Annotated in this window: 17 protein-coding genes; 9 read left to right on the forward strand and 8 right to left on the reverse strand. The window is 73.2% G+C overall.

Annotation, left to right across the window (positions count from 1 at the left end):
• Nucleotides 1-8: 8 nt before the first annotated feature.
• Both LBW97_RS16280 and LBW97_RS16285 read left to right on the forward strand, forming a co-directional pair.
• A complete protein-coding gene (locus tag LBW97_RS16280) occupies nt 9-1673 on the forward strand; it encodes a sodium:solute symporter family protein (protein WP_224500398.1) in 1665 nt (554 codons plus the stop codon).
• An 11-nt stretch (nt 1674-1684) separates the two neighbouring features.
• The gene (locus LBW97_RS16285) at nt 1685-1936 is read left to right on the forward strand and encodes a hypothetical protein (RefSeq protein WP_224500399.1); all 252 of its coding nucleotides are present in this window, start codon (nt 1685-1687) and stop codon (nt 1934-1936) included.
• A 6-nt stretch (nt 1937-1942) separates the two neighbouring features.
• On the opposite strand, the gene LBW97_RS16290 is transcribed toward LBW97_RS16285, so the two are convergent.
• Together LBW97_RS16290 and LBW97_RS16295 are read right to left on the reverse strand one after the other, a co-directional pair.
• Complete coding sequence (locus LBW97_RS16290) at nt 1943-3049, reverse strand: sulfite oxidase (protein WP_224500400.1); 1107 nt, start codon at nt 3047-3049, stop codon at nt 1943-1945.
• 15 nt (nt 3050-3064) lie between these two features.
• Complete coding sequence (locus tag LBW97_RS16295; protein ID WP_308010490.1) at nt 3065-3766, reverse strand: IclR family transcriptional regulator; 702 nt, start codon at nt 3764-3766, stop codon at nt 3065-3067.
• A 74-nt stretch (nt 3767-3840) separates the two neighbouring features.
• Between LBW97_RS16295 and leuC the strand changes: the two genes are divergently transcribed.
• Nucleotides 3841-5247 (forward strand): 3-isopropylmalate dehydratase large subunit, encoded by a 1407-nt coding sequence (leuC, locus tag LBW97_RS16300; RefSeq protein WP_224500402.1) that lies wholly within the window; start codon nt 3841-3843, stop codon nt 5245-5247.
• A 5-nt stretch (nt 5248-5252) separates the two neighbouring features.
• A complete protein-coding gene (gene leuD / locus LBW97_RS16305) occupies nt 5253-5858 on the forward strand; it encodes a 3-isopropylmalate dehydratase small subunit (RefSeq protein ID WP_224500403.1) in 606 nt (201 codons plus the stop codon).
• A 1-nt stretch (nt 5859) separates the two neighbouring features.
• Here leuD and LBW97_RS16310 read toward each other — a convergent pair whose 3' ends face one another.
• Genes LBW97_RS16310 through cofC form a run of 3 tightly spaced genes read right to left on the reverse strand, consistent with a single transcriptional unit; the run spans nt 5860 to nt 9497 of the window.
• Entirely contained in the window at nt 5860-6777 is a 918-nt protein-coding gene (locus LBW97_RS16310; RefSeq protein ID WP_224500404.1) for a bifunctional NUDIX hydrolase/histidine phosphatase family protein, read from the reverse strand.
• Nucleotides 6761-8845, reverse strand: coding sequence for an RNA degradosome polyphosphate kinase (locus tag LBW97_RS16315; RefSeq protein ID WP_224500405.1), 2085 nt, complete (start codon nt 8843-8845; stop codon nt 6761-6763). The genes LBW97_RS16310 and LBW97_RS16315 overlap by 17 nt, the downstream gene beginning before the upstream one ends.
• Before the next feature lie 4 nt (nt 8846-8849).
• Nucleotides 8850-9497, reverse strand: coding sequence for a 2-phospho-L-lactate guanylyltransferase (gene cofC, locus LBW97_RS16320; protein ID WP_224500406.1), 648 nt, complete (start codon nt 9495-9497; stop codon nt 8850-8852).
• Between the two features lie 116 nt (nt 9498-9613).
• On the opposite strand from cofC, the gene LBW97_RS16325 reads away from it, so the two are divergent.
• From LBW97_RS16325 to LBW97_RS16335, 3 genes are all read left to right on the forward strand, one after another.
• On the forward strand, nt 9614-10381 hold the full coding sequence (locus LBW97_RS16325) for a 1-acyl-sn-glycerol-3-phosphate acyltransferase (protein ID WP_224500407.1): 768 nt from the start codon (nt 9614-9616) through the stop codon (nt 10379-10381).
• Nucleotides 10378-11373 carry an NAD(P)H-dependent glycerol-3-phosphate dehydrogenase gene (locus tag LBW97_RS16330; protein ID WP_224500408.1) on the forward strand — a complete coding sequence of 332 codons (996 nt, stop codon included), beginning with the start codon at nt 10378-10380 and terminating at the stop codon, nt 11371-11373. Before LBW97_RS16325 ends, LBW97_RS16330 begins: the two co-directional genes overlap by 4 nt.
• Nucleotides 11374-11447: 74 nt before the next feature.
• Nucleotides 11448-12581 carry a cystathionine gamma-lyase gene (locus tag LBW97_RS16335; RefSeq protein ID WP_224500409.1) on the forward strand — a complete coding sequence of 378 codons (1134 nt, stop codon included), beginning with the start codon at nt 11448-11450 and terminating at the stop codon, nt 12579-12581.
• Here LBW97_RS16335 and LBW97_RS16340 read toward each other — a convergent pair.
• Nucleotides 12555-13322, reverse strand: a complete 768-nt coding sequence (locus LBW97_RS16340; RefSeq protein WP_224500410.1) for a phosphatidylcholine/phosphatidylserine synthase — start codon at nt 13320-13322, stop codon at nt 12555-12557. The two genes, LBW97_RS16335 and LBW97_RS16340, sit on opposite strands and share 27 nt — an antisense overlap.
• Nucleotides 13323-13419: 97 nt before the next feature.
• Here LBW97_RS16340 and LBW97_RS16345 point away from each other — a divergent pair, with 97 nt between their 5' ends.
• Nucleotides 13420-14556 carry a D-alanine--D-alanine ligase family protein gene (locus tag LBW97_RS16345; RefSeq protein WP_224500411.1) on the forward strand — a complete coding sequence of 379 codons (1137 nt, stop codon included), beginning with the start codon at nt 13420-13422 and terminating at the stop codon, nt 14554-14556.
• Nucleotides 14553-15203: a hypothetical protein gene (locus LBW97_RS16350; protein ID WP_224500412.1), complete on the forward strand. Its 651-nt coding sequence runs from the start codon at nt 14553-14555 to the stop codon at nt 15201-15203. The genes LBW97_RS16345 and LBW97_RS16350 overlap by 4 nt, the downstream gene beginning before the upstream one ends.
• 8 nt (nt 15204-15211) lie before the next feature.
• On the opposite strand, the gene LBW97_RS16355 is transcribed toward LBW97_RS16350, so the two are convergent.
• Entirely contained in the window at nt 15212-15739 is a 528-nt protein-coding gene (locus LBW97_RS16355; protein ID WP_224500413.1) for a DUF3515 domain-containing protein, read from the reverse strand.
• A 65-nt stretch (nt 15740-15804) separates the two neighbouring features.
• A complete protein-coding gene (locus LBW97_RS16360; protein WP_224500414.1) occupies nt 15805-16038 on the reverse strand; it encodes an Lrp/AsnC ligand binding domain-containing protein in 234 nt (77 codons plus the stop codon).
• Nucleotides 16039-16140: the final 102 nt, after the last annotated feature.

The raw sequence follows: 16140 nt of genomic DNA on the forward strand, positions 1-16140 counted from the left end.
GGAACTCCGTGGACGATCAGCTGAGGCTCGATGCCTCCTTCGTCGACTACGCCCTGGTCGCCGCCTACTTCGCCGTCGTCCTGCTGATCGGCGTCGCCGCCCGCCGCCGGGTCTCCGACAGCCTGGACTTCTTCCTGTCCGGCCGGTCGCTGCCGGCGTGGGTGACCGGGCTGGCGTTCATCTCGGCCAACCTCGGCGCGGTCGAGATCGTCGGGATGTCGGCCAACGGCGCGCAGTACGGCATGGCGACGATGCACTACTTCTGGATCGGCGCCGTGCCCGCCATGCTCTTCCTGGGCGTCGTGATGATGCCCTTCTACTACGGCTCCAAAGTGCGCAGCGTCCCGGAGTTCATGCGCCGCCGGTTCGGCACCGGCGCGCACCTGGTCAACGCGATCAGCTTCGCCGTGGCGCAGATCCTCATCGCCGGCATCAACCTCTACCTGCTCGCCACCATCGTGGAGGCGCTGCTCGGCTGGCCGCTGTGGATCTCGCTGATCGCCGCCGCGGCGGTGGTGCTCAGCTACATCACCCTCGGCGGGCTGTCGGCGGCGATCTACAACGAGGTGCTGCAGTTCTTCGTCATCGTCGCCGCACTCCTGCCGCTGACTCTGATCGGCCTGCACCGGGTCGGCGGGGTCGGGGGACTGGTCGACAGGGTCACCGAGTCCAGTGGCGAGGAGATGCTCTCCTCCTGGCCGGCCACGGAGCTCTCCGGCTTCGAGAACCCGGTGTGGTCGGCCATCGGGATCGTCTTCGGTCTGGGCTTCGTGCTCTCGTTCGGCTACTGGACGACGAACTTCGTCGAGGTCCAGCGGGCCATGGCGACCAACTCGATGTCGGCCGCGCGGAGCACGCCGATCATCGGCGCCTTCCCGAAGATGTTCATCCCGTTCATCGTGGTGATCCCGGGGCTGATCGCCACGGTGCTGGTGCCCGAGGTCATCGAGGCCAAGGCCAGCGCCGACGCGGACTTCGACTACAACAGCTCGATCCTGCTGCTGATCCGCGACGTGCTGCCGAACGGTCTGCTGGGGGTGGCGCTGGCCGGCCTGCTCGCGGCCTTCATGGCCGGCATGGCGGCCAACATCTCCGCCTTCAACACCGTCTTCAGCTACGACCTGTGGCAGCAGTACGTGAAGAAGGACCGGCCCGACGGCTACTACCTGGCGGTCGGCCGGTGGGCGACCGTCGGCGCCACCGTCGCCGCCATCGGGACGGCGCTGATCGCGTCGGGCTACACGAACCTGATGGACTACCTGCAGACGCTGTTCGGGTTCTTCAACGCCCCGCTGTTCGCCACGTTCATCCTCGGCATGTTCTGGAAGCGGATGACGCCGACCGCCGGATGGGCGGGCCTGGTCTCGGGGACGAGCGCCGCGATCGTCGTCTTCGTCATGGTCGAGACCGGCGTCCTCGACCTGCCCGGTCAGGGCGGGGCGTTCGTCGCGGCGGGGGCGGCCTTCGTCGTCGACATCGTGGTGAGCGTGGTCGTGAGCAAGGTGACCGCGCCCAAGCCGGTGTCCGAGCTGGCCGGGCTCGTCTACTCCGAGACCCCGCGCGAGGTGCGCACCGACCCCGAGGCGCACACGCTGCCCTGGTACCGATCGCCGGTGCCGCTGGCCGGGATCGCGCTGGCCATGGTCATCGTCCTGAACGTCATCTTCCGGTGAGGGGAGAACCCGTGAGCAAGCGAGAGAAGGCCGGGGCGTTCGACGTCCGCAACGTCATCGCCGAGCTGATCGGCCTGTACGGCGTGGTGCTGGTCGTGGTGGGACTGCTCGACGACTCGGCCGAGGCCATGGCCAAGACCGGCGGGGTGAACGCCAACCTGTGGGCCGGCATCGGCATGCTGGTCGTGGCGGTGGCCTTCGCCCTGTGGTCGTGGCTGCGCCCGACGGTCGTGCAGGCGCCGAAGGCCGACGCCGGCGACTGATCCGGCTCAAGCCTCCAGCACGGTGACCTGGACGCGCTGGACCAGGTTGTTCGCCATGCCCTGGCGGTTCCACTCGGCCTCGACCGGCTGGGTGCCCTCGGCGTCGGTGGCCCGCACGAGCAGCTCGCAGGCCCCCGGCGTCGCGGTCCAGTCGTGGGTCCAGCCGCGCCAGGCGAAGGGGTGCGCAGGGTCGGCCGGGGCCAGCTCGGCCGCCTCCCACGTCCGGCCGCCGTCGGTGCTCACGTCGACGGCGGTGAGCGGTGCGCGGCCGGACCAGGCGCGGCCCGCCAGCGGTACGGCGCCGGCGCGGACGAACCGCTCCCGGGTCATGAAGTCGGGCCAGCCGGGCGGGGCCATCAGTGCCCGAGGACGGATGCGGGTGACCGGCTCCCCGGGGTCGTCGGCGTCGACCTCCAGCCGGTAGGCCCTCGCGTTCTGGTAGCCGGTGAACGGCTCGGTCAGCACCTCGATGCGGGTCAGCCACTTCACGTGCGCCATCCCGTACCAGCCGGGGACGACGAGCCGCAGCGGGGCGCCGTGCTGCGGGAGCAGCGGCATCCCGTTCATGCCCCAGACCAGCAGCACCTCCGGGCGCAGCGCCTCGGCCAGGGGCAGGCCGCGGGCGTAGTCCTGCTCGACGCCGCGCTCCACCCCGTGGTCGGCGCCGGTGAAGGCGACGTCGACGGCGTCGGGGGAGAGGCCCGCCTCTTCGAGCAACGGCGCCAGCGGCGTGCCGGTCCACTCCGCGGTGCCGACCGCCTCCAGCAGCCACGGCTGGCTGACCGGGCGCGGCTCCAGGCGGGCCCGGCCGTTGCCGGCGCACTCGAGCAGCACCCGCGAGGTGACGGCGGGACGGCGCATCAGGTCGTCGAGGCCGAGGGTGAGCGGCCGCTCGACCGCGCCGCCGATCGCCAGCTGCCAGGTCGCCGGATCGGCGGCCGGGATGTCGAAGTGCGTGAGGACGTAGTGCAGCCCGGGCGGCGTCACGTCGTAGCGCAGCGCCTCGAGCGGCAGGCCGTGGTTGCGCGCGGCCAGCGCCAGCTCGTCCAGTCCGATGCCCTCGCCCGGCTCGGCGACGCGGGCGCGGCCGGACAGGTTCTCCGTGGCGGTCATGCCACGAGTCTGCCGCTACCGGGCGGCGCGGGAGATGGCGGCCGCGGCATCCAGCACGGCGCCGATGACCTCGGCGCCGGGCCGGCGGCCGAGCCGCTCGACCGGGCCGGAGATCGAGACCGCGCCGAGGACGGCTCCAGTGCCGTCCCGCACCGGGGAGGAGAGCGAGGCGACGCCGGGCTCCCGCTCGGCCACGCTGTGCGCCCAGCCGCGACGGCGGACGTCGAGCAGGGTGCGCGCGGTGAAGCTCGCCGAGGGCAGCAGGCGGGTGACCTCGTCGGCCGGCATGAAGGCCAGCAGCGCGTGGGCGGCGGAGCCGGCCGTCATGGGCAGCCGCGCGCCGACCGGAACGGTGTCGCGCAGACCGCTGGTCCGCTCGGCGGCGGCCACGCAGACGCGGGTCGCCCCGTCGCGCACGTAGAACTGCGCGCTCTCACCGGTCGCGTCGCGCAGGCTCACCAGGTGCCGGCCGGCGATCTCGCCGATGTCGGCGGTGGCTCGGCCGAGCTCGGCCAGCGCCGGGCCGGGGGCCCAGCTGCCGCCGTCGGTGCGGCGCACCAGGCGGTGTCCCTCGAGCGCGACCGCCAGCCGGTGCGCCGTCGCACGCGGCAGACCTGTGCGCGCCACGAGCTCGGCGAGGGTCGCCGGCTCCTGCGCCACGGCATGCAGGATCGACACCGCTTTGTCCAGAACCGCTACCGGGTTAGGCTGTCCCACACAGCAATACTTGCATCTCAGCATGTGGGATCGCTACCGCGATCACCCCGGCGGGTGCCCGGAGAGGAGAAACCGTGCCGAAGACACTGGCCGAGAAGGTCTACGAGGCGCACGTCGTGCGCAGCACCCCCGGCGAGCCGGACCTCCTCTACATCGACCTGCACCTCGTGCACGAGGTGACCAGCCCGCAGGCCTTCGACGGTCTCCGGGCGGCCGGGCGCACGGTGCGCCGTCCCGACCTCACGATGGCGACCGAGGACCACAACGTCCCGACGCTGGACATCCTGAGCCCGATCGCGGACCCGATCAGCCGGGCCCAGGTCGACGCGCTGCGCGCCAACGCGAAGGAGTTCGGCATCCGGCTGGCGCCGATGGGTGACCGCGACCAGGGCATCGTGCACGTGATCGGCCCGCAGCTCGGGCTGACCCAGCCCGGCCTGACGATCGTCTGCGGCGACAGCCACACCTCCACCCACGGCGCGTTCGGCGCCCTGGCCTTCGGCATCGGCACCAGCGAGGTCGAGCACGTGCTGGCCACCCAGACGCTGCCGCAGTACAAGCCGAAGCAGATGTCGGTGACCGTGGACGGCGAGCTGGCCCCCGGCGTCTCGGCGAAGGACATCATCCTGGCCGTCATCGCCCAGATCGGCACCAACGGCGCCCAGGGGCACGTCATCGAGTACCGCGGCAGCGCGATCGAGGCGCTGTCGATGGAGGCCCGCATGACGATCTGCAACATGTCGATCGAGGCCGGCGCGAAGGCGGGCCTGATCGCCCCCGACCAGAAGACCTTCGACTTCCTGCAGGGCCGCCCGCACGCCCCGCAGGGTGCCGACTGGGACGCCGCCGTCGAGCACTGGTCGACGCTGCGCACCGACGAGGGCGCGGTCTTCGACGCCGAGGTCGTCCTGGACGCCTCGACGCTGACCCCGTTCGTCACCTGGGGCACCAACCCGGGCCAGGGGCTGCCGCTCAGCGAGCGCGTGCCGGACCCGGCCGACATCGCCGACGAGAGCGAGCGCCGGGCCGCCGAGCAGGCGCTGGCCTACATGGGGCTGACGCCGGGCACCCCGCTGGCCGAGATCGAGGTGGACACCGTCTTCCTCGGCTCCTGCACCAACGGCCGGATCGAGGACCTGCGGGTCGCCGCCGACCTGCTGCGCGGGAAGACGATCGACCCGAACACCCGGATGCTCGTCGTCCCCGGCTCGGTCGGCGTCAAGGCGCAGGCCGAGGCCGAGGGCCTGGACCGGATCTTCCTCGACGCCGGCGCCGAGTGGCGGGGCGCGGGCTGCTCCATGTGCCTGGGCATGAACCCCGACCAGCTCAAGCCCGGCGAGCGCTCGGCCTCCACCAGCAACCGCAACTTCCAGGGCCGGCAGGGCAAGGGCGGGCGCACCCACCTGGTGTCGCCGTCGGTGGCCGCCGCCACCGCGCTCACCGGCAAGCTGACCGCCCCTGCCGACCTGATCGGAGCCTGACCGCCATGGACGCCTTCACCACGCACACCGGGACCGCCGCGCCCCTGCGTCGCTCCGCCGTCGACACCGACCAGATCATCCCGGCCGAGTACCTGAAGCGGATCACCCGCACCGGTTTCGAGGACGGGCTGTTCATCGCCTGGCGGACGAACGAGCCGGACTTCGTGCTCAACCAGCCGCAGTACGCCGACGCGTCGATCCTGGTCGCCGGCCCCGACTTCGGCACCGGCTCCTCCCGCGAGCACGCCAACTGGGCGCTGCTCGACGGCGGCTTCCGCGTGGTCATCAGCTCGCGGTTCGCCGACATCTTCCGCAACAACTCGACCAAGTCCGGGCTGCTCACCGTCGTCCTCCCGCAGGCCGACGTCGAGGCGCTCTGGGCGGCGGTCGAGGCCGACCCGGCCCTGCAGGTGACCGTCGACCTGCAGGCGAAGACGGTCTCCTACGCCGGCACGACCGTGCCGTTCGAGGTCGACGACTACGTGCGGTGGCGGCTGCTCGAGGGGCTCGACGACGTCGGCCTGACCGAGCGGCACCTCGACGACATCCAGGGCTTCGAGGACCGGCGGCCGGCCTGGCTGCCGAAGGCTTTGCCGGCCCTGCCCTCCTGAGCTACGGGGCGTCCGGGTCGGGGCCGAGGTCGCGGTAGTAGTCCGCGCTCAGCCCGCCCGGGCGCCCGCCCAGGACCCACACGCTGCCCTTGGCGGCGGGCGCCGGCAGCCCCGGAACCCCGTGCCCGTGCACGCCCAGTGCGCCGAGCACGGTGGGGATGGTCCCGCCCTGGCTGCAGACGACGGTGACGCCCGGCCCCTCCAGCAGGCCGAGCGCGGTCTCCACGGCCCGGTGCGGATCGCCGCCGAACTCCGGCTCGCCGAACTCGACCAGCTCCTCGATCTCGTAGCCGAGGGCCTCGGCCAGCGGGGTGACCGTCTGGCGGCAGCGCAGCGGGGTGGCGCTGGCGATCCGGGTCGGACCGAACAGCGGCAGCACCGCCGCCAGCTGCCGCGCCTGCTCCTGCCCGTTGGGCGTGAGCGGCCGCTCGGCGTCGGGTCCCTCCCACTTGTCGCCGCTGCCGGCCTTGCCGTGCCGCACCAGGATCAGCGCCGGCTCCCGCGGCACGTCGGTGCGCACCAGGTCGGCCAGCACCTCCCGGTCGGCGTCGTGGGTGCACAGCGCGGCGGCCTCTGCGGGGGAGAGCCAGCGGAGCTCGTCCACCTCGTCGTTCGCGGCGAACTCGCCGCCGGTCACGCGCATCAGCCAGTAGTCGACCCGCTTGTCGCCCTCGGGCACCCGGTAGCGGCTGGTGACGCTGCGCCGTCCGGCCACCGCCGTCAGCCCGGTCTCCTCGACCACCTCGCGGACCGCGGCGGTCAGGGAGTGCTCGCCCGGATCGAGCTTGCCCTTGGGCAGCGACCAGTCGTCGTACCGCGGGCGGTGCACCACGGCGGTCTCGACAGCGCCCCCGCCGGCGGGCCGCCAGAGCGCTCCGCCGGCGGCGACGACGGTGCGCGCCTCAGCCGGTGAGCTCATGGATCCGGTGCAGGAGCTCGTCCTGGTAGTCGCGGCCCTCGAGGCGCTCCCAGCGCCCGTCGCTGCGCAGCTCCCAGCAGCGCACGCCCGGCTCCATGGCCGGCGCCAGGGTCTCGTGCAGCTGGGTGCGGGCCGCCTCGTCGCACACCCGGAGCAGCACCTCGACGCGGCGGTCCAGGTTGCGGTGCATCAGGTCGGCGCTGCCGATCCACCACTCGGGCTCGCCGCCGTTGAGGAAGGAGATCACCCGCGAGTGCTCGAGGAACCGGCCGACGATGGAGCGCACCCGGATGGTCTCCGACAGGCCCGGGACGCCGGGGCGCAGCGCACAGATGCCGCGGACGAAGAGCTCCACCGGCACGCCGGCCTGCGACGCCTCGTAGAGGGCGTCGATGATCTTCTCGTCGACCAGCGAGTTCACCTTGATCCGGATGCCGGAGGGGCGGCCGTCGGCCGCGTTGCGGGCCTCGCGGCGGATCTTCTCGACCAGTCCGGCGCGGATGCCGTGCGGCGCGACCATCAGCTGCCGGTAGTTGGTCTGCCGCGAGTAGCCGGTGAGGGTGTTGAACAGGTCGGTGAGGTCCGCGCCGACGCGCGGGTCGGCGGTCAGGATGCCGACGTCCTCGTAGATGCGCGCCGTCTTCGGGTTGTAGTTGCCCGTGCCGATGTGGCAGTAGCGCCGGATCACGCCCTGCTCGCGGCGGACGACCAGCGCCGTCTTGCAGTGGGTCTTCAGGCCCACCAGCCCGTAGACGACGTGGCAGCCGGCCCGCTCCAGCGATCGGGCCCAGCTGATGTTGGCCTCCTCGTCGAACCGCGCCTTGATCTCGACCAGGACCACGACCTGCTTGCCGGCCTGGGCGGCCTCGATGAGCGCGTGGACGATGGGGGAGTCGCCGGAGGTCCGGTACAGCGTCTGCTTGATCGCCAGCACGTTGGGATCGGCGGCGGCCTGCTCGATGAACCGCTGCACGCTGGTCGCGAACGAGTGGTACGGGTGGTGCAGCAGCACGTCGCCGTCGCGGAGTGTGGCGAAGACGCTCTTGGGGGTCTCGCCCTCGCTCAGCCGGGGATGCGTCGCCGGGACGAAGGGTTCGTCCTTGAGCTCGGGCCGGTCGAGGTCGTAGAGCGCCCACAGCGACGCGAGGTCCAGCAGGCCGGGCACGTGGACGACGTCGTCCGGGGAGACCTCGAGCTCGGAGACGAGCACCTCGAGGATCCGCGGATCCATCGGCTCGGCGACCTCCAGCCGCACGGCGGGGCCGAAGCGGCGGCGGGCGAGCTCCCGCTCCAGGGCCTGGAGCAGGTCCTCGTCGCGGTCCTCCTCGACCTCCAGGTCGGCGTTGCGGGTGACCCGGAAGATGTGGTGGTCGATGACCTCCAGGCCGGGGAACAGCTGCGGCAGGTGCGCGGCGATGAGGTCCTCGAGGGGGAGGAAGGTGGCGGTGCCGACCGCGTCCTGCCCCGGGGCGGTCGCCACCCGAACGAAGCGCGGCACGTTGTTGGGCACCTTGAGCCGGGCGAAGCGGGGCGCGCCGGTGTCGGGGTCGCGCACCGACACGGCGAGGTTGAGCGACAGGCCGCTGATGTAGGGGAACGGGTGCGCCGGGTCGACCGCCAGCGGGGTGAGCACGGGGAACACCTGGTCGCGGAAGTACTCGCGCAGCCGGATGGTCGCCTCGTCCGCCAGCTGCTCCCAGCGGACGATCCGGATGCCCGCCTCCTCCAGCCGGGGGAGGACGTCGTCGTTGAAGACGTCGGAGTGCCGCTGCACCAGCTCCTGGGTGCGCGCGGTGACCCGCTCGAGCTGCTCGCGGATGGTCAGGCCGTCGGGGGAGCGGACGGTGAGGCCGGTGCTCTGCCGGCGCTTCAGCCCGGCGATGCGGACCATGAAGAACTCGTCGAGGTTGCTGGCGAAGATCGCGAGGTACTTGACCCGCTCCAGCAGGGGCAGGGCCTCGTCCTCGGCCAGCTCCAGGACACGCGCGTTGAAGTCCAGCCAGGACAGCTCGCGGTTCAGGTAGCAGTCGGTTGTCGGGCCCGTGCGGTTCGCGGTCTCGGAGGGCACCCGGTCATCGTGCCGCACCGAGGTGAACGGCGAGAGTCGACGAGGCGCTCAGCAGCTCCGTGGTCCGGTGTCCGACGCCCAGGGACAGCGCGGCGCGCAGGTCGTCGGGGGTGTCGACGTCACGCAGCAGCCCCGGCCAGTCGCCGGTGAGCGGCACCGCGCCGTCGGCCCGGTGGGCTGCGGCGGAGCCCCCGCCGAACCGGGGGCGGAGCGCCGCGCCCCGGGAAGTGAGCAGGGTCGTGCCGGTGCCCTGGGCGTCGGCGACGAAGCCGTGCGTCGTCCCGGCCGCCGACTCCAGGGCGGCGGCGAGCTCGGCCGGGCGGAGCGCGGGCAGGTCGGAGGAGAGGGCGGCGACGGCGCTGCCGCCGGCCTCCCGCGCCCCGTGCTCCAGGGCCGGGTTCAGCCCCCGGTCGGGCTCGTCGGGCACGGTCCGGGCGCCGAGCGCCCGCACCAGGTCCGCGGCCGCCGGCTCGTCGGTGACGACGACGACCGTGCCGACCAGCGGGCAGGCCAGCGCGGCGGTGACGGTGTCGGCCAGCAGGGCCAGCACGAGGGCGGCGTGGTCCCCGCCGGGCATGCCGGTGAGCGGCTGCAGCCGGGTCTTGGCGACGGCGAGCCGCTTCGCCGGGACCACGACCGACCAGCTGGGCACGGCCACAATGTGAGCACACCGCGGCTGCGGCGGGTGGCGGCCGGGACCCCGGTGGCCCCGGGCCGGGGGTGCGGGTCGATCATGGGCTGGCTCACAGGGAGAAGGAGGCGGGGCCGTTGTCGCTGGGAAGATGGCGCAGCCGCGGGCAGATCCCCTTCGCGCTGTGGCTCTGCATCGTCGTCGTGTATCCGGTGGCCTCGCTGCTGTTCCGGCTCCGCTACCGCCACGCCGAGCGCATCCCTCCCACCGGGCCGGTGCTGCTCGTGGCCAACCACGTGTCCGTGCTCGACCCGCTGGCCTGCGCCCGCCTGGTCTTCGACGCCGGCCGGATGCCGCACTTCCTGGCCAAGGAATCGGTCTTCCGCGGGCCGGCCGGCACGATCCTGCGGGCCGCCGGCCAGATTCCGGTGGCCCGGTTCTCCACCGCCGCCCGCAGTGCGCTCGCCGCCGCGGAGGCCGCCCTGCGCGCCGGCAAGGTGGTCGTCGTCTACCCCGAGGGCTCGGTCACCCGTGACCCCGACTGGTGGCCGATGGCCGCCCGCACGGGTGCGGCACACCTGGCGCTCACCAGCGACGCCGTCGTCCTGCCGGTCGCCCAGTGGGGGCCGCAGCGGGTGCACGACTACCACACCAAGAAGCTCCACCTGCGGTTCCGCGTGCCCGCCGAGTACCTCGTCGGCGAGCCGATCGACCTCTCCGCCCGGCGGACCGAGGTCAGGACGGGCCGTTCCATCGATGCCGAGCTGCTGCGGGAGACGACCGAGTTGATGATGTCCCGGATCCGCTTCCAACTGGCCGAGCTGCGCGGGGAACCCGCGCCCCTCGCGGTCCACCCCGCTCCCCGCCGCGAGCGGCGCGGCGACATCAGCGGGAGCGCGGCGTGACGCGCGCGGCGGTGCTGGGCGCCGGTTCCTGGGGGACGACGTTCGCCAAGGTCCTCGCCGACGCCGGCTGCGACGTCGTCCTGCACGCGCGGCGGTCGGAGCTGGCGAAGGCGATCACCGCCGACGGCGAGAACGCCGACTACCTGCCCGGTGTGCGGCTGCCCGACCGGCTGCGCGCCACGTCGGACGCCGCGGAGGCGCTGCTGGACGCCGAGATCGTCGTCCTCGCGGTCCCCTCGCAGTCGCTGCGCGACAACCTCACCGAGTGGCGCGGCCTGCTGCCGGCGGACGCGACCCTGCTGTCGCTCATGAAGGGCATCGAGCTCGGCACCACCAAGCGCATGAGCGAGGTGATCTGCGAGATCACCGGCGCCGGTCCTGACCGGGTGGCCGCGCTCTCCGGGCCCAACCTGGCCCGGGAGATCGCCGAGGAGCAGCCGGCGGCAACGGTGATCGCCTGCTCCGACACCGACCGCGCCGCCCAGCTGCAGGCCGCCTGCCACACCCGGTACTTCCGGCCGTACACGAACCCCGACCTGGTCGGCTGCGAGCTCGGGGGTGCGATCAAGAACGTGATCGCGCTCTCCTGCGGCATCGCCGAGGGGCTGGGCTTCGGCGACAACACCCGGGCCTCGCTGATCACCCGCGGGCTGGCCGAGACCGCCCGGCTGGGCATGGCCCTGGGCGCGGAGCTGACCACCTTCGCCGGACTGGCCGGCCTCGGCGACCTGGTCGCGACCTGCAGCTCGCCGCTGTCCCGGAACCGCACCTTCGGCGAGAAGCTCGGCCGAGGGATGAGCGTCGAGGAGGTGCAGCAGAGCACCCGGCAGACCGCCGAGGGAGTGAAGAGCTGCCGCTCGGTGCTGGACCTGGCGCGGGCGCACGGCGTCGACGTGCCGATCACCGAGGCCGTCGTGCGCGTCTGCCACGAAGGAGAGGCCCCCGCGCAGATGGTGCGGGAGATCATGTCGCGAGAGGCGAAGAGCGAGTGAGTGGACAGGACCGTGAGCATCGCAGCGAGGAACGAGCGAGGAGCGGAGCGGTCCGCGGGAGCGAACGGGATGCAATGAGCGAGCTGTCTGGTTACGGGGACGGGACGCGGTCGGTGCGGGCGGGGGAGGACCCTGCCGTGCCCGGGGCGCCGCTGCGGCCCTCGCCGGTGTTCGCCGCGCCCTTCCACCTGGGCGACCAGCCGCCGAACGGCGCCGTCGACTTCTACGCCCGCACCGGGCAGCCCACGCTGCGGGTGTTCGAGGACGCCGTCGGCGAGCTGGACGGCGGTCGCTGCCTCTCGTTCGCCACCGGCATGGCCGCGCTCACCGCCGCCGTGCTCGCCTGCGCGCGCAGCGGGGACCGCGTCGTCCTGCCCTCGGACGGCTACTACGCGACCCGCCTGCTGGCCGCCGAGGAGCTGACCCGCTTCGGCATCGAGGTGCAGTACGTGCCGACTCCGGAGATCGGGCGGGTGGCCGCCGACGGCGGGCTGGCCGGTGCGTCCATGGTGCTGCTGGAGACCCCGAGCAACCCGCAGCTCGACGTCTGCGACATCGCCGCCGTCGCCACCGCGGCGCACGCGGCCGGAGCGCTCGTCGCCGTCGACAACACCACCGCCACCCCGCTGGGCCAGCGGCCGCTGGCCCTCGGCGCCGACATGACCGTCGGCAGCGACACCAAGGCGCTCACCGGGCACAGCGACGTCCTGCTGGGGCACGTGTCGGTCACCGACGACGCGCTGTACGCCCGGGTGAAGGGGTTCCGTGACCGCACCGGCGGCACGCCGGGGCCCTTCGAGGCGTGGCTCGGGCACCGCTCGATGAGCACGCTGGACCTGCGGCTGGCGCGTCAGGCGGCCAACGCCGCCGCCGTCGTGGAGCTGCTCGCCGGGCACCCCGCAGTGTCGAACCTGCGCTGGCCGTGGCGCCCGGAGGACCCGTCCTTCGCCCTGGCGTCGCGGCAGATGCTGCGCCCGAACGGTGTCGTGTCCCTCGAACTGGCCGACGAGGCCGCCGTCTCCCGGCTGCTGGGGGCGAGCCGGCTGTGGGCCGCGGCGACGAGCTTCGGCGGGGTGCACAGCACGATCGACCGGCGGGCGCAGTGGGGCGGCGACGACGTCCCCGCGGGATTCGTCCGGTTGTCGTGCGGCATCGAGGACACCGCCGACCTGGTCGCGGACCTACGCGGCGCTCTCGACCGCCTCTGACGCCGGGCGCCGGCGGGTGCCGGCCACGGTCAGCCAGATGCTGACGCCGAAGTAGTAGACGAGGTAGGCCAGGCTCAGCACGACGACCAGCGGGTGCGGGTCGGGGTACTCCACCAGCAGCACCGCGGAGCTGATTAGCCAGACGGCGGACAGCCCCAGGTTGAGGCCGCGCAGCAGCTTCGTGCGGGACGGGTAGACGTACTTGACCGGCACGAAGACCAGCACGGTCAGGATGGCGAGGGTGATGCCGACGCCGGTCGGGCCGATGTCCAGCACGATCACGTAGAAGGCGACCACGTTCCAGTAGCTCGGGAAGCCCAGGAAGTAGTGGTCGTCGGTCTTCGCGTCGACCCGGCAGAACTGGTAGCAGGAGGCCAGCAGCGGGAGTGCGGCGAGCAGCCACCCCCAGGCCCCGTCCGGCAGCCGGTCGGTCGTCCACAGCAGGACGACGGCCGCGAAGACGTAGGTGAGGTAGTCGACGATGTCGTCCATCCGGGCGCCGTCGAACCACGGGATCGTCTCCTTGACCCGGAAACGGCGGGCGAGCATCCCGTCGGTGCCGTCGACGAACAGCGTCGCCAGCACCAGCCACAGGGCGGTCACCGCCTCGCCCTCGATGGCCGCGAGGACGATGAGCAGCCCCAGCACCGACCCGCTGGCGGTGTAGAGGTGCACCGCGGCACCGGCGAGCCGGAAGCCGCGGGAGAACGCCTCCGTCGGGGGAGCTGCCTGATCCTGCACGCGACGAGGCTGCCACACCGGCGTCGGAGAGGCGCGGACGACGGGGACGCCGACGTCTCTCCGAGGGGCCGGGGCCGCCTCCGTTAGGGTCGCGGGGATGAGCGGACAGCCGGGCAAGGTGCGGGTCGCGGTCGTGTTCGGCGGGCGCAGCGAGGAGCACGCGATCTCCTGCGTCTCCGGCGGAGCCGTGATGGCCGCCCTCGATCCCGAGCGCTACGAGGTGGTCCCCGTCGGCATCGCGCGGGACGGGCGCTGGGTGCTGCCCGACCCCGGCCAGCGGCTGACGATCACCGACGGTGCGCTGCCGGAGGTCACCGGCGGAACCCCGGTCGCCCTGGTCGGCGATCCGGAGGCGCGGGGGCTGGCCGTCCTCGACGCCGGCTCGGCCGTGGGCGCCGCGCTGACCGAGATCGACGTCGTCTTCCCGGTGCTGCACGGCACCTACGGGGAGGACGGCACGGTCCAGGGGCTGCTGGAGATGACCGGGCTGCCCTACGTGGGCTCCGGGGTGTTCGCCAGCGCCGCCTCGATGGACAAGGAGTTCACCAAGAAGCTGCTGGCCGCTGCGGGGCTCCCGCAGGGGGACCACGAGGTGCTGCGCGACGCCGACGGCGCGGTCTGCGCCGACCCGGGGTTCCTCGACGAGGCCGCTCGCGAGCGGCTCGGTCTGCCGGTCTTCGTGAAGCCCGCCCGCGCCGGCTCCAGCATCGGCATCACCAGGGTCACCGACTGGTCGCAGTTCCCGGCCGCGGTCGCCGAGGCCGCCGCGGTCGATCCCAAGGTGATCGTCGAGGCCGCCGTTCCCGGGCGGGAGATCGAGTGCGGCGTGCTGGCCGCGCGCGGCTCCGGACTGCCCGAGGCCAGCCTTCCCGCGGAGATCCGGCTGCGCCCCGGCGTCGACTGGTACGACTTCGCGGCCAAGTACCTCGACGACGCCGCCGACTTCGACATCCCCGCCGACCTCACGCCCGAGCAGACGGCGGCCGTGCAGAAGGCCGCCCGCCGGGCGTACCTGGCGATGGACTGCCAGGGGCTGGCCCGCGTCGACTTCTTCCTCACCGAGGGTCCGGACGGCGAGGACGAGCTGGTGATCAACGAGGTCAACACCATGCCGGGGTTCACCCCGATCTCCATGTTCGCCCGGATGTGGGCGGCCAGCGGCGTGGAGTTCGCCGAGATCGTCGACCGCCTGGTCACCGGCGCCCTGGCCGGCGCCGCACGGCCGGCCCGGTGACGAGGGGGCGGTCCGCCGCCCTGCTGACCGGCGCGCTCGTCGTCGGGCTGACGCTGTCCGGCTGCGGTTCCGTGGTCGAGGGCACCTCCACGGCCGCGCTGCCGTCGGACCGGCCCGCCGACCTCGGGGAGCTGGAACGGTTGCTGGTCAGCGAGGTGCCGTCGGGGCTGCCGCGGCTGCCCGACCACGAGGTGCAGCCCCCCGCCGGGGCCAAGCGGCCGGAGGACGTCGCCGGGTACTCGACCGACCCGGCCCGCGAGCTCGCCGTGCTCGCCGACTACGGGTACCGCTTCGGCTGGGAGCGCTTCTGGGGCCGCGGCGGAGGACCCATGACCGGCGTCTTCGTGGACCAGTTCGAGCGGCGGGCCGGCGCCCGGAAGTACGCCGGGGACCTCGCGGTGAACAAGGCCGAGCTGGTCGGCCGCGCGCTGAGCGAGGACCCGCCCGACCTGCCCGCCAACTGCCGCGAGCTGACGGTCGCCGAGCCGGTTCCCGAGGCGGAGCTGGGCGAGCCGGCCGCGTTCGCCTGGTGCTGGCACGGGGTCTTCAGCGTGGCGGTGACCGCCGTGGGCCCGACGGTGGACGACGCGCTCGCCGAGGTCAGCTCGGTGATGGGCCGGCAGCTGGCGCAGCTGCCACCGGGATGAGCGCGGGCTCAGGGCCCGGGGGAGGGCTCCTGGTAGGGCAGCGCCTCGGCCAGCGGAACCGTGAGCGCGGTGACCGGGGCGCTGTCCACGCCGGACGGCAGCCGCACCTCGACGTACACGGGGCGGTCGACGGCCGTCCAGACGGTGGCCTCGGGATCGGTCGTGTCGACGTACCACTGGACGCCGTTGATCTGGATCGCCGAGGCGGTCACCGTCCAGCCGGCGGGGCGCTCGACGCCGCACCTCAGGACCACCGGCGGCTCGCCCCAGGCGTAGACGTAGGGAGTGTCGGACTGCACCCGGCGGGACGGCTCCCCGGCCAGCTCCAGGGGCAGCTTCTCCATGACCGCGGGGCAGGACGCCTCGGTCTCGGGCGTCACCGCCGGCACGTCCAGCGGGAGCACCGGCAGGTCCTCGGGACGGACGGGAGCCGCGCCCTCGACCTCGGCCGGAGCGCGCTCGCGCTCACCGGGGTCACCGGTGTCGCCCTCGGTCGACGCGCCGAGCACGTTGACCAGCACGACGAGCGCGATCACCACCGGCAGGGTGATCGCGGTGAGCAGCAGTGCGGCCCGGCGCAGCGGGTCCGCAGGCCGAGCGGTCAGATGTTCACGACCGGGCAGGTGAGCGTGCGGGTGATCCCGTCGACGGACTGGACACGGGCGACGACCAGGCGGCCGAGCTCGTCGACGGTGTCGGCCTCGGCGCGCACGATCACGTCGTACGGGCCGGTCACGTCCTCGGCCTTGGTGACGCCGCTGATCTCGCTGATGGTCGAAGCGACCTGGGCGGCCTTGCCGACTTCGGTCTGGATCAGGATGTAGGCGTGGACCACGGGAGATCCTTCCTCCGGCAACAGTGCCGAGACGTCGTCCCCGCCGGCTGGCGAGCTCGTCGGCAACCTACCGCAGCAGCAGGAGTGCACCGATGAGTCGGC

The sequence above is a fragment of the Blastococcus sp. LR1 genome, from assembly GCF_020166105.1.
GTDB lineage: Bacteria > Actinomycetota > Actinomycetes > Mycobacteriales > Geodermatophilaceae > Blastococcus.